The sequence below is a fragment of the Bacteroidales bacterium genome (assembly GCA_031276035.1).
Taxonomy (GTDB): domain Bacteria; phylum Bacteroidota; class Bacteroidia; order Bacteroidales; family BM520; genus RGIG7150.
Genome location: JAISNV010000023.1, coordinates 52,841 through 71,857, shown reverse-complemented (window position 1 = coordinate 71,857; position 19,017 = coordinate 52,841). Strand labels below are relative to the sequence as shown.

Genomic DNA, 19,017 nt, shown 5'->3' with positions numbered 1-19,017 from the left:
TCTTTGATTGTTATTTTTTGTTACTATTAATTTTATAGAAAATCCCTAAGGTTAAACTATAATAATTAGTTTTATAAGATATATTCTCATATCCCGAAGTGAAAAACTCTTCATGCTCTGTAGACGACCAAATATATCCGTAGGAAGTTAAAACGTCTGTAGTAATAATAAAACCTTGTGCGAAAGATGCGTTAAATGAGATTCCTAATCCCATTGGAAATTCATATCCTATGCCTATTCCCGCATTAAGCAACAACTCGTATGCAGTTGGGGCTGTGTTAATTTCCACATCAAAATCTAATAAATGTTGATATGTTATTCCATCTTTAATAGAAGTTCCTGTTAATTCCCCGCTTCGCTTTATATCTACATCATTATCTTGTATCATAAAATTGAGACACAAGCCGGTTTTTGCATAAAATTTCAAATTTTTCCATATTGAAAACGATGAAGAAAGTAACGCAGGAACTTGAATAGAATGGTATAACGTGCTTGACGGCATAAAAGGTACTCTTTCATTCCATCCTACATTTGCATGTTTTAGTGTACTCACCACAAGAGCAGGTAATTTAGTTGATGAATAAGACAATCCGCTTTCGATGGCAAAATTGTCATGAAAATAGTAGGAAAATTGAAAGCCTGCTTGCGGTGAAAAGTCATTTTGTCCAAGAATAATATACCTATAGTTTTGAGATATAGAATTGAGTTCTTGTTTAACTCCGGCATTAACACCAACTGTCCAAGTATTTTTTTGGGCAGATAATTGGGAGCTTAGAAATAGAATTAACAGTAGCAATAAAGATGCTTTGTTAATGTAATTGAAGTGCGGGGTTTTGTTCATATAGTTGTCCATTTGATGTTGATTTTATTTTCCATTTTGATTTTACTCCTTGATTTCTTACGCTGTAATTCTTTCCAACGCCATAATCATAAGTAATACTTTTAGTGTTAGTTTTTGAGTATCCGTTCGGATAAAGCACATTAGAAACGGTACAAGTATAAACGACACCGTTTAGCTTTTTATAATCATAAATAGTTCCTTCAAAAGACACCCACAAATAGGCTGCCTTTTCTTGTGCCCACTTACCATTAGATTTTTGTTTTTCATGTACGCTTTTTACAATAATTCGGTGGAATGGCCAAAAGTGACGTAAATTAAAAGTATGTTTTAAACGATACCCAGGTGCAATATTATAATAATATTCAGTTTCTTTATCACTGTGTTTGCAACTAGAACCGGTTCCTGTAACATAAACTGTTATTTCATCTTTCGCTACACAACCATCAGGAAAAGTTAATGTAACCTCAACAGTATATTCGTTATCTACGTTAAAAGTATGTGTAGGAGATGCAACATTGTATGTCTTTGCTCCTCCATCATAAATCTTCCATAAATAAGAACTCGGTGTCAGATTATTACAATGTGCAAAATTTACATTAAATTTATATTCACCTGGGTTAATACACACATTATGAATTGCAGCTGTACCACAGGTGTTAATATTAACTATTCTTTCAGCTTCTGCAACATAATTACTTCCATCTATAGTAGAAACTGTACAGGTAACCAAATAACTACCTGGGGCATCATACGTATGCTTTGCGACAAGACTTGTTATATTACTGGTTCCATCTCCAAAGTCCCAGGTAAAAACCTCAAACCAATTAATACCTTGTGGCAGAGATGTTGGGTCAACAAAAAATTCACATTCACCACAAGGAAGGCTATTATCAACATTAACATAAAAATCGAAAGTTAACGTAGATGGACCTACTATTATACCAGGGGCTATTTGATTTGCAAAAGCTATAAATTCACAAATTGCTTTATAAGAACCTTCTTCTTCGCCATAAGTGTTCCAATAGCTGTGTACAAGAGCCAGATTCTGAAAATTCTCATTAGGAATCATCAAACTATGTTCTCTACCATATAAAAATATATGATTTCCTATTATTACTTCTGCATTAGGTGAAAGCACTGCCCTTTGAAAGTCAGAAACGATATGATGTTTATCTGGATTCTCACTGTCTGAATATCCTTCTCGTGTATTCTCCATGGTCAAAATCGTTTTTTCAATTTCTGAATATAGAGAATTAAAGTTAAGAATATCTCCAAAAACAAGCAAAGTTGGATTGTTGCTTAGATTGTTTGAGTTTTCATATTTTGAACTGCTAAGTACAGATACGTCTACAGCATTAGAGTAATAAATCAATGTATCATATACTGCAATTAAGTCCTCTGCAGAGTTAAATTTTAATATTCCATTATTCTTTTCAATATTAAACGAATTTATCACTCGTGTAAATTCTTGAACAATTGACTCATTCTTAAAACTATCAATTAGGTGACTGTCATAAAATTGCAATGATGTTGTTTTTTCAGATATAGTAGTTTCTTCACTTTCTTTTTCACAAGAAGTTAAAATAAGCATCGTGGTTATAGCAATACAAGTTAAAATAAAGAATACTAAAAGAAATTTTTTCATAAATATTATTATTTAGTTAACGATTAATTTATTGAGTGTATTGTGATAATTAGCAATATAATATATGCTAAAATACGAACTCTACTTCCTTTGTCGACATATTGCTAAACTCGACAAAGGTAAATCAACCCAAGTTGTTTTTACATAGATACCAAATATCATGTAACAAATCAATATTATTAGTAAGTAACATCTGATTAAGCTTTACCCATAATTTTATTAATATTATTCATCATTCATTTGCATATACCTGATAACTGGTAAATAACAAACCCTCAAACTCAAATTGTTCTGTGATTTTGTTTCTTGTTACCAATTGTCCAGATATATTTAATAATAAATAACAATTTTTTTTCATAAACTTTTTACTTAATTTAAGTTAGGTTAATAGTTTTCGTTATAAAAATAAGCAATAAACAAATACAAAAACATGTCAAATCATGATATGACGTAAATATGACGAAATATAATTTGGGGTAATAAAAAAGTTTTAACTTTGTAAAAAAAACTATGCAACAGAATAAAAAGAAAAGCATCTTAATTATTATTGCGCACATCCTTTTTTGGTTAGGAATATGTTACTTCTTTTCTCATTATTCATATTTAAGACCTGTCGCATTTGGAGCAATATATAAGGAACTTTTATGTGTTCTTTTTATTGTTATTATGGTATATTTCAATTATTTCTATTTAATACCTAAATTCTTTCAAAAGGGAAAATTAATTATTTATTTGCTTTTGGCAATACTAACGGTTTTGTTAGCTAGCTTGGGAGAATATTTTTTACTTAAACCGCATATATCATGGTTTTATGCTAATTCTTTTACTCCGGATGAGATTAATGGCGCATTAAGAACCGCATTTGGTTTAATCTATATGCGTGACCTTTGTTTCTTAATGTTTTTCTTTACACTCAGACTATATAATGAATTGTTTAACAAAATTATACGCGAAAAACTGTCGTTAGCGAAAGAAATACATCATATCTCTATTGTTTCACCTAAAAGCGGAAGTATCTATACTGTTATGTTAGATGATATTATTTATATCTCGCAAAAAGGGAACTATTCAACTTTTCATTTATCTAATGGTAATACACGTGAGCAATATTCTTCATTAACAAATATTGAACGAACATTTCCTGATAATACCTGTTTGAGAATTAACAAGAACAATTTAGTAATTACTTTACACATATTAAGTTATGACGAATCTTCTGTTGTAATGAATTTGAAAGTAAAAGGCAGAAACATTACTTTAGATATTTCGCCAAAATATCTAGAAAATATTTTGGAAAGATTAAATAAAGTTTTTAATTCCAAACCAATTGCCGGTAAAGAAACAAAGAGAAAACTGGCAAAAATAGGTGGAGTAACAACACCGACTAAGGACGAAAATGATGATAAGAGGGGGATTAACGACGGAGTAACTCAAATCAAGAATGACCTAAAAACTACCGATTATACAATTAACATTAAAAAATCGAATGAAGAAACACAAGACATAATAGAAAATATTGAGTTGAGTCAAAGTTCAAAATTAATACTTATGTTTATAAAAAACTATTATAAAAATCCTGAAAATACCAATAAGTCTTGTAGAGTGCCGGCAATAGGAAAAGGTGTAAATCTTGCTGAGCGTACAGTTGAAACTCACATTAAGATTTTAAAGGAAAATAATTTAATTGAATATAAAGGAGCTTCACGAAATGGAGGCTACTTTGTTGTTGAAAAAAACTATTCGATGTAATATAATCTTTAGTTCTTCGAAAGGAGGATGTTTTTTGCGACACTCCAGCCCCCTAAAAACAGAAACGTCCAATCTCACATTTATGGGTGTAAAATTAGGCGTGATTAGGTTAATTTATTGATAACCAATCATAGAAGCGGAGAGACAGGGATTCGAACCCTGGGTTCACTTACGTGAACAACGGTTTTCGAGACCGCCCCGATCGACCACTCCGGCATCTCTCCATGTAAAATTTGAGTGCAAAGATAATTTTATTAATTGATAATTGATAAAATTTTTATGAAATTGAATGATGGAAACATTAATGTAAGATGAATTGTGTAAATCAAAAAGAATTTTGTTTAATGAAAGATATTTCACTAAATAATCCGAAATAAATACATTATTGTAAAATCTAAAACAGATGTTGTTATCGGCTAAAAATCGGATAACTGAAAAACTAATTGTCAATTAATCATTATCAACTAATCCGCAAAGTTTATCGTACCATTCCTCCCCGAATCGGCGAATGAGCGGTTCTTTTAAGAATTTATACAGTTTCAATCCCTTTATTTTGCCGCAAGAAACTGCGTCTTTGCAAATATTCCATTGGTCGTAATTGACGGCAATGGTATCATTATATTGCTTTAATCGAATCGGATATAAATGACATGAAATAGGTTTGTTAAAGGGAATCTTTCCTTCTTTAAAAGCTGTTTCAATACTACATTTTACAATTCCGTTATCGTAATAAATAAAAGCACAGGCGCCGTCTTCAATCAATGTTGTTACAAATTCACCTTCCAAACCGTAATCGAAAATGCCCTGAAGTTTTATTGCCTCAATTCCTTCTTTTGTCATATACGGCAGAATACTATCAATATAATCTTCAATAAAAGATATTTCATTTTCTTCAAGAGGTGCTCCAACTTCGCCGTCGATACAGCATTGACCTTTGCATTTTGATAAATCGCAACAAAACTCAACAGTTTTAATATCGTCGGAAATTAAACAATCGTCTATGGCAAACATATATTTACGTGTTAGTTGTTTTTATTGAAGAAAAGTTTTCCGGCCATTACTTTTCCCATGTGTAAGATTTCTTCTTCGCCTTCAACATATTTGTTTTCCATAAGTACTTTTCCGTTGCAGATTACCGTATCAACATTGTTTCCGTTTGCAGCATAAACCAAATTGGAAATGAAGTTAAAATTCGGAGTGAAAGCCGTAGAATTTAAATCAATTATTGTCAGATCCGCGAGATAACCTTCTTTTATTCGGCCGATATTTTGTCTGAGGATTATTCCGCCGTTTACGGTAGCGCATTTAAACATTTCTTTTGCCGGCATTGCTGTAGGATCTTCTCTCCACGCTTTTCCAATCAATGAAGCGACTTTCATGGCCTCAATCATGTCTAAATTATTAGAAGAGGAACATCCGTCGGTACCCAATCCCACAGTAATTCCAGCATCCCTCATTTCATTATATTTAAAACGAAATCCGGAAGCTAATTTCAAGTTTGAATTAGGATTGTGGACAACTTTAACATCATAATCGGCAAGCATTTGAATTTCTTCATCATCAAGCCAAAGACAATGCGCAATAATTAGTCGCGGCGACAGGAGTCCGAGGCTTTTTAAATATCTAATCGGACTCATTCCGTGTTTTTTTACACAATTATTATATTCCGTCATTGTTTCGGCAGCATGAATATGTATCAGCAAATCATTTTCCTCCGAAAAATTTCTTATCCAATTAAATATATCTTTTGAAACTGTGTAAATGGCGTGCGGGCCGAGTGTAAATGTTATTCGTTTATTATAGTCAGCGTATTTTTCAAAAGCATTATAAACGGGATTTACAACATCATTCAAAGATTGTGAGTTCACGGGATCTAAAATTAAGGAAGCTACAGCTGCCCGCAAACCGCTTTCTTCGATAGCTTTTACCGTAACATCCAGATGCCAATATTGGTCGTTAAAGCAGGTTGTTCCCGATTTAATCATTTCGAGACAGGCCAACTTAGTACCCCAATAAACCATTTCATCTGTTAGTTTTGCTTCGTATGGCCAGATTTTTTCATTAAGCCATTTTTCCAAAGGCATATCATCGCCCCAACCTCTGAAAATAGTCATCGTAGAATGAGTATGACAATTAACCAGTCCGGCAATCACAGCTTTATTTGTACCGTCGATAATCTTATCGGGATTTACATTATCAATATTTTTATCAATTCGTTTAATAATATTTCCTTCAATATAAATATCAATAGGTTCTTCTTTAAAAGAAATATTTTTAATTAAAATGCTCATTATGATCTTCCTTCCTCATTTAATAAATTTGTGTTGTGTCTTAATAGACTTAGTATAGCGGCAATTATTACCGAAGCTCCGGCTACATAAACGGAGATTCTGCAAAAATTCAATTCTTTAAAAACAATTAAATATCTTAATAAATCTATAAACATGAAACTCAATGCCATTGCCATTACAGATGAGTATTCTCTTCTGATAATAGTTTTAAAAGAAAGCGGGACATCGGATTTTTTAAATTTTCTGAAATCGGGAATAAAGGCGGGAGTTTTACTTGCCCAATCGGTAAATTCTTTTCCGAATTTCTTTGTTAAGAATTGTTCTTCGGCAAACATAATTCTTTCATAATAAATAAAAAAGAGTAGTGATACTACTACAATTAGAAAGATATTTGCAGTGAAAATCAATAAGCCCAACCACATTAAATAATTGGCAAGATATAAAGGATGTCTAACAATTGAATAAATCCCGGATGTATTCAAAGATTCGGCAACCTGCTCTTTACGGTTTCTTCCGGAAGTACCTTTGGGAGTTGTTCCAACAGTAACGGCTCTTATTATTTCGCCGATAAAACTTACCGAAATAGAGATTATTGTTAAGGTAAGGTAATATTTTGAATTGAAAATATTGGTATTTCCTGAGAGAAACATTGCAGGTATTGCAATTAAACATAATGCAACAGGTATGTAACCGCGATATCTGAAAAAGAAATTACCTGTTTTTTCGAAAGAGTCAATTAGCGCCATTTTAATATTTAACAGTTAATTTGATATTAGGCATAATAGGAGTCAGATAATCGGGCACTCCATATGTATTTCCGTTAATATCAGTTATCCAAGTATAAGATATTTTATTTCGTATATCTAATATATTTAAAACTTCCACCACAAGAGAAATGTCGGAGAAGTTATTTAAGAAATTCCATTTTGATTTTGTCATATCACTTACAATCTGCCAGCCGAATCCGATGTCAACTCTTTTATACGAAGTATATCTATAAACATTCTTTTGAGTAAAAGGCTCTTCATCCGGAGGATATATAGGCAATCCCGAACCAAACATTAGATTAAGTTGAAGTTTAAATTTCGGATAGTTCGGAATATAGTCTTGCAGAAATATTGAAAAATTGATAAGCTGGTCGCTCGGACGAAGATAATACTTCCCGCCTTCTAATTTTTCTTTTGTATTCATAATAGACAAACTTACCCAAGAATCAACGCCTTTGACTAACTCTCCGCTTAACTTCATATCAATACCCGTAGCGTAACCTTTGGTAACATATTCCGGATGATATTGAATTAATACATTATCAATAGTGTATGGGATTTGATCGTAAAGATATTTATAATAAACTTCGGTTACAAATTTGAATGGCCGTTTCCAGATCTGAAAATTCCAATCGGCACCCGCAACAAAATGAATAGATTTCTGTGATTTGATATCGGTATGTAAAACACCGTATTTATCCAGCATTTCTTTATATCCCGGCGGTTGCAGATAATATCCGGTTGAAAACCTAAATAAAATATCTTGTTTCCAGTTTGACGGATACATAGAAAATGTAAGTCGGGGACTGACAGTAAGTTCATTATTTACGTCTAAATACGAAGCTCTTACTCCGTAAGTGAGACTATAATCGATTGTCTTTCCATAGAACTTCCAAGAATCTTGTATATATGCTGATACTCTATTTAGCTGTAAAGTGTTTTCAGCCTTAACGCTTGAATATAATTGAAGTATGTTTGTAGGTTGAGAAGAAGGGTCAACATAACCGAGTGAATCCGGAATTTTAGGAATATTATAACCGGCGGAATCAATCAATTTCCATTCATCAATTATATCGTAAACGTTTTCATGGCGATATTGAACTCCCCATTGGAGAAAATGATTTCCTAATTGGGAGCTACCTTTGACATCGGCCGTGTATATTCCCGACTGATAATAATTTCTTGCATGATTTATATAAACACCCGTTCCTATCGGAGTAACAGTCTGGTCGTCTGAATCGTCACTTATTTGTACATCCGATAAATAATAATCATTAAAGACGTCATAACGTTCACTTTCAACACTCTGATAAGCAGAAACAATAAATGAGATTTTTGTATTATTATTCGGATTGAAGTTAAAGCTTAAAGCGCCCATCCCATTATTAAACTTATCTATTTCATAACCTTCCATATATATTAAAAGAGAAAGAATGTCTCTTTCATTTTTAGTTACATTACCCCAGGTTGTTTCTCTGGTTTCAGGGATGAATTTATATACATTCCTTGAATAATTTCCTAGGAGAGATACATTGAATTTCTTACTGAAAGTATAAGTTAAGATGGCTTGAACATCTGTGAAAGAGGGTTTGTATTGACCTTTAGTATCCATAGCTCCAAGTAAGTAGGAGTTGGTTTTCTGCCTGAATCCCACAAGATAGGTAAAGTTGTTGATTTTATCTTCGACATGAAGAGAAGCGGATAACAAACTTATGGAGCCAGAGGCGTGAAATTCGGTTGGGGTTCTATAAATGATATCTAAAACCGAAGACATCTTGTCTCCGTATCTTGCTTCAAAGCCGCCGGCAGAAAATGAAAGAGAAGAAACAAGGTCAGGATTAACAAAACTTAAACCCTCATGTTGTCCCGTACGGGTTAAGTAAGGACGAAATATCTCAATACCATTGACATATATAATGTTTTCGTCGTAATTACCGCCGCGTACGGAATATTGCGAACTAAGTTCATTAGCGGAAGCAACACCCGGAAGAGTTTTTAATAATGCACTTATATCACCTGAAGCATTGGGTATCATTTGTGCCATTTTAGCATCGATACGATCAAAAGTTGTGCTTCTAACATCTGTATCTTCAATAGTTATACCTTGAATATCTGTTGTACTGCTTGTAAGTTTAATATTTATTCTTTTTCTTTCATTATTCTTTACTGAAAAAGTAAAAGAATAGTTTTCATATCCCATAAAAGAAGCAATAGCAGTTATAGTAGAATCGGCTTTAACAATTAACTCATAATATCCTGCATTGTCGGAAGTTGTTCCTGTTTTACCGTCTCCCAGAACTATATTTACAAATTCTAAAGGAGAACCGTTGCTATCGGTGATTTTACCGAAAATTGTTCCTGTTTGGGCGAAGGAATTAATTCCGAAGAGTGTTAAACAACAAAAGATAAAAATATTAAGAAAGTTATTCTTTTTCAATCCATTCATCATAATCCCAGCGTTTTGCATCTGTTTCTTTTTGTCGATTAATTTCTTCAATTAACTGTTTATCACGTTTAAACTTACCTTCTTTCCATGCTTTAATAAATTTTGCCCAAGCAAAAGGATTGCCGAGATTACTTGTTGGAATACCTCCGGCGGTGTACAATTTATTGGTAACATTATTTACATAGTGTCTGTAATTTACTCTTGCATCAGGATCTCTATTAATTCTTGAACTTGCGGCCTCTTTCAATTTAGCTAATTCAATATTTTTCATGGCTATAGTAATCTCGTCGTCAGGAATATCAAGATTTACAAAAACCTCTTTAAACTCCTCCCACGTAGGCCACGGATATATAACGGATTCGCCGAGATAAATAGTATCTGAAGTCATTAATTGAATTAAGGAATATCTTTTTTCAGTAATCGTATCGGGAATAATAAAAGTTACCGGTTTGTAACCAACAGCTGTAAATTGAATTGTATCCGATTTTTGTGCAACGAAAGAAAAGAATCCGTAGTAATCGGCTGATGTTCCCTTGATTTTGTCGCTGTCGCTCTCTACAATTATTATATGTGCAAACGGTACGGGATTCAAACTGTCTGATGTTAGAATGACACCTGAGAATTGTACTAAGTTTTCATCGACATTTTGAGAGAATATTTTTACCGATGAAAAGAATATAAGTAAAGAAATTATTGCACATCGCCATTTCATGCTGCAAAGATAATTTATTAATTGACAACTCGCAGTTGAGAAATGACAATTATGAAAAATTAATAATTATATATTATTGAAAATCCAATAGAAAACTTGGTGTTGGAATCACAAAAAATCGGCACAAAATTCTTAACCTTCAATTTTCAACTCTCAACTAATAAAACTATCTTTGCACAAAAATATTCAACAATGAATCAAGACCTTTATATTTATAACTCTCTTTCGGGTGAAAAGGAAAAGTTTGAACCTATTACTCCGCCTTTTGTAGGAATGTATGTATGCGGTCCGACGGTTTATAGCGACAGCCATCTCGGACATGCTCGTCCGGCAATAACTTTCGACCTTGTGTTTAGATATCTCCAGCACCTCGGTTATAAAGTAAGATATGTTAGAAATATAACAGACGTCGGGCATCTTGAGAATGATGCCGATGAAGGAGAAGATAAAATTTCGAAACGTGCAAGGCTCGAACAACTTGAGCCAATGGAAGTGGCTCAACATTACATGAATGAATATCATCATGATATGCATTTGCTTAACGTTCTCGATCCTTCTATAGAACCGCAAGCTTCCGGTCATATCATTGAACAAATCGAAATGATCAAAAAAATTCTTGATGCGGGTTATGCGTATATTTCAAACGGGTCTGTTTATTTTGATGTTCCAAAATATAATACGGACCATCATTACGGAATTCTTTCGGGTAGAAAATTGGAAGATATGCTTGTGAATACCCGTAAGTTGGATGGTCAGGACGAAAAACGTAATCCTGCTGATTTCGCTTTATGGAAGAAAGCTTCTCCGGAACATATTATGCGTTGGGAATCGCCCTGGAGTATCGGTTTTCCGGGTTGGCATGCCGAATGTTCTGCAATGGGATGTAAATATTTAGGGACTACTTTTGATATTCACGGCGGCGGTATGGATTTGAAATTCCCTCATCATGAATCTGAAATTGCCCAAGCGGTTGCTGCTTTCGGAATTCAGCCGGTGAAATATTGGATGCACAATAATATGATTACCATTAACGGACAAAAGATGGGAAAATCATTAGGTAATTTCATTAATCTTAGTGCCTTCTTTTCAGGAAATCATCCGTTACTTTCACAAGCGTACTCGCCGATGACAATCCGTTTTTTCATTCTGCAAGCTCATTATCGTTCGGAACTTGATTTTTCAAATGAAGCTCTCATCGCAGCTGAAAAAGGAATGAAACGCTTATTTTCTGCAATTAAAGCTCTTAGCAGAATTAAACCATCAAATGTTTCTGAATTTAATGTCGAAGAGTTTGAAAAAAACTGTTATGATGCTTTGAATGATGATTTTAATACTCCTGTTTTGATGGCAAATCTTTTTGAAACCGTAAAGGCAATTAATTCGATTGCTGACGGAAAAATGAAGATTACTGAAATTGACCTCACGAGATTAAGGAAGCTTATAAATACTTTTGTTTTGGATATTCTCGGATTAATTGATGAGGAACAAACAGGTGCCAATAGCAAAACTTTGAATGATCTTATGAATCTGATTCTTGAATTGAGGGCAAAATCACGTCAAGAAAAAGATTGGGCAACTTCAGATAAAATTCGCGATGCCTTAAATGAAGCGAATGTTATTGTTAAGGATGGCAAAGACGGCACAACATGGGAGTTAGAATAATATGCCCGAATTTGTTAAAATAGGGAATCTGTATCTTGGAAAAGATTTTCCGGTACGGATACAATCAATGCTTAATACCGATACCTCGAATACGGCGGCTTGTGTTAAGCAGTCTATAGAACTTGCTGAAGCCGGTTGTGAAATGATAAGGCTATCGACAAGGAATATTAAGGATGCCGAAAATCTTTATAATATCAAAAATGAACTCTACAAACGAAATATTGAAATTCCTATAATTGCGGATATTCATTTTAATCCGGTTATTGCTGAAACTGCTGCCAAGATAGCAGATAAAATCAGAATTAATCCGGGAAATTATATCGATAAAAATCTCTCAAAGGAAATTTTTACTGAAAGAGATAATGAAATTGCTCTTGGGAAAGCTACGGAAGCTTTATTCCGGTTGACTGAGATTTGTAAAAATAATAATACTGTTATTCGTGTCGGTAGCAACCAGGGTTCACTTTCTGAAAGAATTGTTTACCGATTCGGTGATACGGCGAAAGGAATGGTTGAGTCTGTAAAAGAGTTTATTGAAATTTTTAGAAAACTTGATTTTGATAATTTGGTTATTTCATTAAAATCAAGTAATCCATTAATAATGATTGAAGCGAACCGGCTTTTTGTTGAAGAAATGACTAAGCAGGATAAATATTTTCCGATTCATCTTGGTGTTACCGAAGCAGGCTCGGGAATGGACGGAAGAGTGAAATCGGCAATTGGAATTGGAACATTATTGAGTGAAGGAATCGGTGATACAATTAGAGTTTCTTTATCGGAAAATCCCGTTAATGAAATTGCTCCGGCAAAAGAAATAGTAAATTACAGTCCGAAACGATTGAAATCTTTTGCTTCTTTCGAGATGACATCCGAAAACAGAAATCCGAAATCAAAACTACAACACCCAAAACAGACAAACAATCTCGAAAGAATAAAAATTAAAAACTCTACTGAAAAATTTACTATTGTCGGAAAAGATATTACTGAGGAAGAAATTGATGAAAGGGTGATAGTTATAGATATTTCAAATAGAAGTTTAGAAGAATCGTGTAATATTTTAAATGATGCTTTCTCTGAAAAAATAAGAGTTCCGGTAATAGTCAGATATTTAAAATCGGAATATTCTGTAATAGATGTAAGCATCGATTTAGGATACTTATTGTTAAATTATCCTGTTTCGGGCATTGTAACAAATGTTGATGAAGAACTTCTTGCGGATATTTTACAGACAACAAAATTAAGATTGTCAAAACCGGAATATATTAGTTGTCCTACTTGTGCTCGAACGGAGTACGATTTAGTAAGTGTTTTGGAGGATATAAAAGGAAAAACCAAACATTTGAAAAATATCAGTATTGCAGTTATGGGCTGTGTTGTCAACGGTCCCGGCGAAATGCGGGGTGCCGATATCGGAGTATTGGGTTGCGGTAAAGGTAAGGTTGTGCTTTTTATTAATGGCAAACGAGTAGGAGAGCCTTTCCGAGCAGAGGAAGCAGGAGAAAGACTTATAAAAGAATTAAGAATTAGGAATTAAGAATTAAGAATTTTTCCCTTAAAATTAATCTGTTATCGTCTTATGCAATAAAAAGCATTTGGAATATGTTCAAGTTCATATTCATCTTTCTTTTTTTTGATGATAATTATATCGAAACGAACGTCTAAAATGATATTTTTCCGTCTGACATAATTGTTTGCACAAAATGTGATTTTTCTTTGTTTTTCTTTATCTACTAATCTTCTGATATCAAAAAGTTTATTGGAATCGTGAGTTTTTACTTCTATGAAGATAATATTCTCGCTATTTGTGCAAATGATATCTATTTCGTATTTCTCGTTTCTCCAATTCTGTTCTATAATTGTATAACCAAGAGATTTTATATAGTCTGCGGCAAGCTGCTCGCCGTATTTACCTAATTCATGTTGACTGTTTGTATACATAAAAAGAAAGCCGTTTCTTACATATTGAAGAAACGGCAAACAAATTACTGTTTTTAAGAGATTTGAATAATTAATATTTTATAACCTTCTGAGTTATAGAATTATTATTTTTAGAATTAATTTTGATTAGATACATTCCTTTCGGAAATTTATTAAGATTGATTAATTTTTCTGAAGTTGTAATAAGTTTTCTACCATCTAAGCCATATACCGTAACGTTATCAAATTCCCCTTCAATATTAATAATTCCGGTAGTTGGATTGGGATAGATTGTATATTGATTTTCAGTGTCGATAGTAGTAATACCTTCTATTTCATCACCAAGGCAGAATTGTGCTTTTTCCGATTCTTGTTGAACATTGTAATATGCAGAAACTTGATAACAAGCATCGTCGCTTACAAATGAAGTTGTATCGGTGTAATTGTGCAGAGCTGTTAAATAATCATTGCCAATCCAGTCTTGGCCTAACAAACTTTCACCGTCACGATAAACTTTATATCCCATAAGCCTTTCTTTAGCAACAGGTTCATTACTACCTATAAGATTAGCTTTTATACCGTGAGAGTAAAATAATTCGAATTCGGTAAGAGTTCCCCAAGTCTGGCCGCCATCTTCAGAATATAAATTAGAACGTCCTTCATAGGCGTATATTACTTCATCTTCCGACCAAACAAGAAGAGGTCTTACACAAACACCGAGCGGAATTTCGCCTTCTGAATGAGAAACAACTTCAATACCAAAATACAGATCTTTATCTATATCTTTAGTTATAAAGATTGGTTCAGCCAAATCGAAAGTGTTCCACGCATTTAGTTCATAAGAATCAATTTCTTGATCCACAACCCTTTCAGTTCCTAAAAATACTGCTAATTTGAGTTGAGAGGGTGAATATACCGCATCAGTCAAAAGAGCGGAGATTGAATTTAAATAATAGTAATCGTATCCTTTTAAGTCGTCGGCTTCGAATTTATTTGCAGCTATGAAAGGCACGCCTTCATTTCCTATTCCGTCATAAAGATAATCGTTTTCAAGGTAAGATAGAGTTGCCAATTTACCGGGGTCTGCCCAATTAACGTGAACGGTACCGTCTTGAGATTTATGTGCGGTAACACGGAGCGGAACTTCAATAACTAATGCATCTTCCGGTGAATATACATTAATATTATCTAATGACCAAAGAAGACTTTCACCCATAGAGTTGTGGCCGTATCCGGTAATTTTTACGCGAGTTATTTTGCCTGCTGCAAATTCTGTAATATTATAGTTGTGATATGTAAATGATCCGGATTCACCCAATAACGGACTGAATTCGTCAACGAATTGCCATTGGGTTCCATCATATATTTCAATTTTTAGTTTATCATTGGCATTGTTATATTGGGCCTGTGAAAGATAAATATTAAAAGATAGGAATAGCTGAGTTGTTTCGGTTGCATCAATAAAAGCCGAAGAAAGTGTTTGGTTATATGTGCCGGAAGGAGAGAAATAGTTTATACATGGTGCTGAAATACCGTCATATTCGGAAAGTGCCCAATTAAATTCCGATTGAGATGATATAGTCCAGAAATTAGTAGCAAAATCCAAAGAGTTAAATTCATCCAAGAAAGGAACAGTAATTATTCCCGAATTAATTGTTACTTCATTTGTAGATAAAGATTCGTTTGTTTGATTCCACACGGCCTTAACAGAATAAATGTAGGAACCGTTATCAGTAACATTATCGGTATAGGATGTAGATAATATAACTGAGGAATTGATTTTGGTTCCGTTACGATAGATGTTGTAGCCGGTTAAGATATTTCCCGGATCACTCTTTGCTGCTGTCCATGTTAAATTTATTTGTCTATATGTGTCTTCGGTTGCCGTTAAATTTCTCGGAGGATAATAACCGCTGATATTATGTTCAACGTCTACAACCCAACCATCAACATTAGAACTAAATCCGACAATTCTTGTTCCATCTGCAGAAATATCCATCGGACATTGTAATTGTGCACTTTCTGCTCCCGTAACGCCGGCAGCAACTAAATATTCATTAAGATTAATCATACCCATTTTTTCAGTATAGATAAAACCTTCTCTATCTAAACCCATAGTAATTTGGTTATATCCGATAGCAATACCATTATCTGATACCGATGTTGCATAAGCACTTCGTGCAGATTCTTTTTTCCCGATAATTATAAGGTTATCTTCCTGTACATCGTAAACCGCCGCTAAGCCGCCTATTATTAAACCAACATATTTGCCATTCGGACTTACTCCAAAAGCTTCGCCGCCTTCAACAATCCCGTTGTTTGTAATTATTGTCAATGCACCATTGATCCATACAGCAGGTAATCTTGAATAATAAGGAGCTATCCAACCTGCAACAACTACTCCGTCTGCAGACATTCCTTGAACCCTGCCGCCTTGTCCGATCATTTCAATTTCTAATGCTTGCGGATTGGAGTTAGTCCATACAGTTGGTTCTAAAATCCAGGAGGGATAATACATTGATCCTCCTATAATAGTACCGTCGGCAGAAATAGCTTCAGCCATACTTCCCATTGTAGGATCTATTTGTTGTAATAATTCAGGTTTTACTCCAAGACCTGTCCATTGTCCGTTATAGCAATATCCTGCAGAGAAGAGATTTTGAATATTTCCTTCCCAATCTTCATAAGTTATTTCCGGATCATAAAATTGTCCTACAATCGTTCCGTTATTTGAAACAGCATTTGCGGAACATCCGCCCTCAGGTGCTATCATTACTGAACCGTTGTCCTCTGTCCATAATATTGCGTAACTGTTATACATTTGATAACCTGTAACATATTCACCATTTGGAGAGACAGACATTACATTAATGGTACTTCCTAAATTATGAATTTTGCCGCTTTTTTCGTTTTTTTGAGCATTTAAAGACAATATGCTTAAAGCGGATAGAGTTAAAAGTAAAATTGTTTTCTTCATTTTTATTTTTATTTAGTTTTTAGTTTAAAATTTTTCCGCAAAACTATTTAATATTTTTAAATACATAAGATTTTAAGACTGATAAATAGAGAAACAAAATAGAAACAAATCGAGTTTTTTAATAAAAATAAAGGAAACAATTTTATATATAATTATCTGATTATATGGATAAATAATAATGTTTTAAGGCAATTTACGAATAATTGGCAAAAAAAGTTGATAAAGGCATATCAGAATGTGTCAGATTTAGTTTCTTTCTTAATCTGGTGCGGGCAACCCTAACACTATCTGGCCCTAAATTAGTTATGCTTGCGATTTCTTTTGTATTTAAATTCAACTTTATCAAAGCACATAATCGTCTCTCCGATAAAGTTAAGTCAGGAAAATCATTCAACAGTTTATCATAGAAATTCTGATGTATTTTAATAAAACCATAATCAAAGTCGCTCCAAGAACTGCTTGCTTTAAGATGTCTTAATTTTTTTGTAATTTGTTTTAGATTATGTTTGTTTTCTTCATTTTTATCAATATCAGTAATAATCTTAATGATTTCTTCGACAACCTCATTTTTTTGTAATTGAAGCATTACCTTTGTGGTTAACTCTTTGTTCCTTAATTCAAGTTGATCTTTTAATGCAGCTTCCGATTCTTTTTTATTTTTAAGAATGATTTTATTTCTACTAAATAATAGTAATACTATAATTACGCCCATTAATGATGAAATTGTGAGTATAATAAGTCTGTTTTTCTCTTTGCTGTATTCCGCTTGAAGTATATAATTATCAATTTCTGCTCGCATCAATTCTTGTTTTTTCTCATAGTCAAATATCATTTGGCTTGTTTTGGAAACGTTTTTAATATTATTTATACTGTCGTTTAGAATTATATATTCATTAAGTACATCAATGCACTCCTCGTATTTTCCGGCTTGCTTTAAGATATTAGCCTTGATAAAAAGTCCGTTACATTTTAAGGATAAAGCTGAGGTGCTGTCAATAACCTTGTCAATATAATATAAAGCAGAATCGGTTTCTCTCATTTGAGAATACAAAGCCGCAATTTTTATAACGCATAGTGCGTATGTATCGGGATTACTTAACGCATTTTCCACAGAAATACCTTTATGTAAATAATCTAATGCCGTATCAATGTCTCCTTTTTGCGAATATGAATTACCTATCATATAAAGTAATGTCATTTCATCTTTATTTGTATTTACGGATTTTTTTGCATTATTAAAATATATTAAGGCGGAGTCTGTTTTATTTTCCCGGGAATATAGAACACCAATATTGAGGTTTATTAAAAAATCATGTTGTTTCGTTAATTTTTCTTCTTTCAGTAAGGGTTTAAGCAATGTTATACCTTTTTCCGGATTATCAATATCGGCATAAATACCAGCAAAATTATTAACAACAATAACTTTATATCTGAAAATATTTAAGCTGTCGTTAATTTCCATTGCCTTATGAATATGTTCCAAAGCTTGCGGAAGCATGGAAATTCTGTGATAATAGGCACTAAGTGCCAAATGAATTCTTAGCATTAGTATTGACTTATCTTCATTATCCTCCAAATCATATACTCTCGAATATGCATTAGTTAAGTATTCAATACTTGTGCTGTAATTATCAATATTCAAATAATATGCTGAAAGAAAATAGTCACTGATAGTAATACCGTATTGAAAATTATTTTTTTCAGATAGCATCATCAATTCTTCTGCCAATGGCTTAATCATGTTGTATTCACGCAAATCCATCAGAACATTACAAACATATATCAATGATTCTATTTTAGAGAAGTCGTCGTTACTATTGTTGTCTATTATGAACTGGAGGCTGTCCGGTAATGTCTGGTAATTATTTTGAGAATAAATCTTAGCGGAAACACTTAGTAATATGCAAAAAATATAAATATATGGTTTGAAAAACTTCATTAGCATCCATTTTTATTTTACAAAAATAGTATAATTTCTCTTTTTATAATATTAAAATAAAAAAAATGCCC

General features: G+C 33.1%; 13 protein-coding genes and 1 tRNA gene. 3 read left to right on the top strand and 11 right to left on the bottom strand.

All coding sequences use genetic code 11. The features are described 5' to 3' along the window. Positions 1 to 10: 10 nt before the first annotated feature. Positions 11 to 841 carry a PorT family protein gene (locus LBP67_05635; protein ID MDR2084457.1) on the bottom strand — a complete coding sequence of 277 codons (831 nt, stop codon included), beginning with the start codon at positions 839 to 841 and terminating at the stop codon, positions 11 to 13. After that, positions 810 to 2,297, bottom strand: coding sequence for a PKD domain-containing protein (locus tag LBP67_05630; protein ID MDR2084456.1), 1,488 nt, complete (start codon positions 2,295 to 2,297; stop codon positions 810 to 812). The genes LBP67_05635 and LBP67_05630 overlap by 32 nt, the downstream gene beginning before the upstream one ends. Before the next feature lie 699 nt (positions 2,298 to 2,996). Between LBP67_05630 and LBP67_05625 the strand changes: the two genes are divergently transcribed. Continuing rightward, complete coding sequence (locus tag LBP67_05625) at positions 2,997 to 4,235, top strand: LytTR family transcriptional regulator DNA-binding domain-containing protein (GenBank protein MDR2084455.1); 1,239 nt, start codon at positions 2,997 to 2,999, stop codon at positions 4,233 to 4,235. Positions 4,236 to 4,372: 137 nt separating this feature from the next. Here the strand turns inward: LBP67_05625 and LBP67_05620 are convergent. From LBP67_05620 to LBP67_05595, 6 genes are all read right to left on the bottom strand, one after another. Further along, a tRNA-Ser gene (locus LBP67_05620) sits at positions 4,373 to 4,459 on the bottom strand. 226 nt (positions 4,460 to 4,685) lie between these two features. Then, entirely contained in the window at positions 4,686 to 5,246 is a 561-nt protein-coding gene (locus LBP67_05615; GenBank protein MDR2084454.1) for a DUF3109 family protein, read from the bottom strand. Positions 5,247 to 5,257: 11 nt separating this feature from the next. Then, the gene (locus tag LBP67_05610) at positions 5,258 to 6,526 is read right to left on the bottom strand and encodes an amidohydrolase (GenBank protein MDR2084453.1); all 1,269 of its coding nucleotides are present in this window, start codon (positions 6,524 to 6,526) and stop codon (positions 5,258 to 5,260) included. After that, the gene (locus LBP67_05605) at positions 6,526 to 7,272 is read right to left on the bottom strand and encodes an isoprenylcysteine carboxylmethyltransferase family protein (GenBank protein MDR2084452.1); all 747 of its coding nucleotides are present in this window, start codon (positions 7,270 to 7,272) and stop codon (positions 6,526 to 6,528) included. Before LBP67_05605 ends, LBP67_05610 begins: the two co-directional genes overlap by 1 nt. A 1-nt stretch (position 7,273) precedes the next feature. Further along, positions 7,274 to 9,742 carry a TonB-dependent receptor gene (locus LBP67_05600; GenBank protein MDR2084451.1) on the bottom strand — a complete coding sequence of 823 codons (2,469 nt, stop codon included), beginning with the start codon at positions 9,740 to 9,742 and terminating at the stop codon, positions 7,274 to 7,276. Then, positions 9,717 to 10,451, bottom strand: coding sequence for a carboxypeptidase-like regulatory domain-containing protein (locus LBP67_05595; GenBank protein MDR2084450.1), 735 nt, complete (start codon positions 10,449 to 10,451; stop codon positions 9,717 to 9,719). Before LBP67_05595 ends, LBP67_05600 begins: the two co-directional genes overlap by 26 nt. Positions 10,452 to 10,643: 192 nt before the next feature. On the opposite strand from LBP67_05595, the gene cysS reads away from it, so the two are divergent. Further along, positions 10,644 to 12,113, top strand: a complete 1,470-nt coding sequence (gene cysS, locus LBP67_05590; protein MDR2084449.1) for a cysteine--tRNA ligase — start codon at positions 10,644 to 10,646, stop codon at positions 12,111 to 12,113. A gap of 1 nt (position 12,114) precedes the next feature. Next, a complete protein-coding gene (gene ispG, locus LBP67_05585; protein MDR2084448.1) occupies positions 12,115 to 13,647 on the top strand; it encodes a (E)-4-hydroxy-3-methylbut-2-enyl-diphosphate synthase in 1,533 nt (510 codons plus the stop codon). A gap of 32 nt (positions 13,648 to 13,679) precedes the next feature. Here the strand turns inward: ispG and LBP67_05580 are convergent, their stop codons facing one another. The 3 genes from LBP67_05580 to LBP67_05570 form a co-directional block, all read right to left on the bottom strand. Next, positions 13,680 to 14,051: a YraN family protein gene (locus tag LBP67_05580; protein MDR2084447.1), complete on the bottom strand. Its 372-nt coding sequence runs from the start codon at positions 14,049 to 14,051 to the stop codon at positions 13,680 to 13,682. A 70-nt stretch (positions 14,052 to 14,121) separates the two neighbouring features. Beyond that, positions 14,122 to 17,007, bottom strand: coding sequence for a T9SS type A sorting domain-containing protein (locus LBP67_05575; protein ID MDR2084446.1), 2,886 nt, complete (start codon positions 17,005 to 17,007; stop codon positions 14,122 to 14,124). 193 nt (positions 17,008 to 17,200) lie between these two features. Then, positions 17,201 to 18,946, bottom strand: a complete 1,746-nt coding sequence (locus LBP67_05570; protein ID MDR2084445.1) for a hypothetical protein — start codon at positions 18,944 to 18,946, stop codon at positions 17,201 to 17,203. Positions 18,947 to 19,017 lie beyond the last annotated feature (71 nt).

Coding starts and splice junctions, on each gene's coding strand:
- LBP67_05635 (MDR2084457.1), bottom strand. CDS start 841: ATGAACAAAACCCCGCACTTCAATTACATTAACAAAGCATCTTTATTG.
- LBP67_05625 (MDR2084455.1), top strand. CDS start 2,997: ATGCAACAGAATAAAAAGAAAAGCATCTTAATTATTATTGCGCACATC.
- LBP67_05615 (MDR2084454.1), bottom strand. CDS start 5,246: ATGTTTGCCATAGACGATTGTTTAATTTCCGACGATATTAAAACTGTT.
- LBP67_05610 (MDR2084453.1), bottom strand. CDS start 6,526: ATGAGCATTTTAATTAAAAATATTTCTTTTAAAGAAGAACCTATTGAT.
- LBP67_05605 (MDR2084452.1), bottom strand. CDS start 7,272: ATGGCGCTAATTGACTCTTTCGAAAAAACAGGTAATTTCTTTTTCAGA.
- LBP67_05600 (MDR2084451.1), bottom strand. CDS start 9,742: ATGATGAATGGATTGAAAAAGAATAACTTTCTTAATATTTTTATCTTT.
- LBP67_05595 (MDR2084450.1), bottom strand. CDS start 10,451: ATGAAATGGCGATGTGCAATAATTTCTTTACTTATATTCTTTTCATCG.
- cysS (MDR2084449.1), top strand. CDS start 10,644: ATGAATCAAGACCTTTATATTTATAACTCTCTTTCGGGTGAAAAGGAA.
- ispG (MDR2084448.1), top strand. CDS start 12,115: ATGCCCGAATTTGTTAAAATAGGGAATCTGTATCTTGGAAAAGATTTT.
- LBP67_05580 (MDR2084447.1), bottom strand. CDS start 14,051: ATGTATACAAACAGTCAACATGAATTAGGTAAATACGGCGAGCAGCTT.
- LBP67_05575 (MDR2084446.1), bottom strand. CDS start 17,007: ATGAAGAAAACAATTTTACTTTTAACTCTATCCGCTTTAAGCATATTG.
- LBP67_05570 (MDR2084445.1), bottom strand. CDS start 18,946: ATGAAGTTTTTCAAACCATATATTTATATTTTTTGCATATTACTAAGT.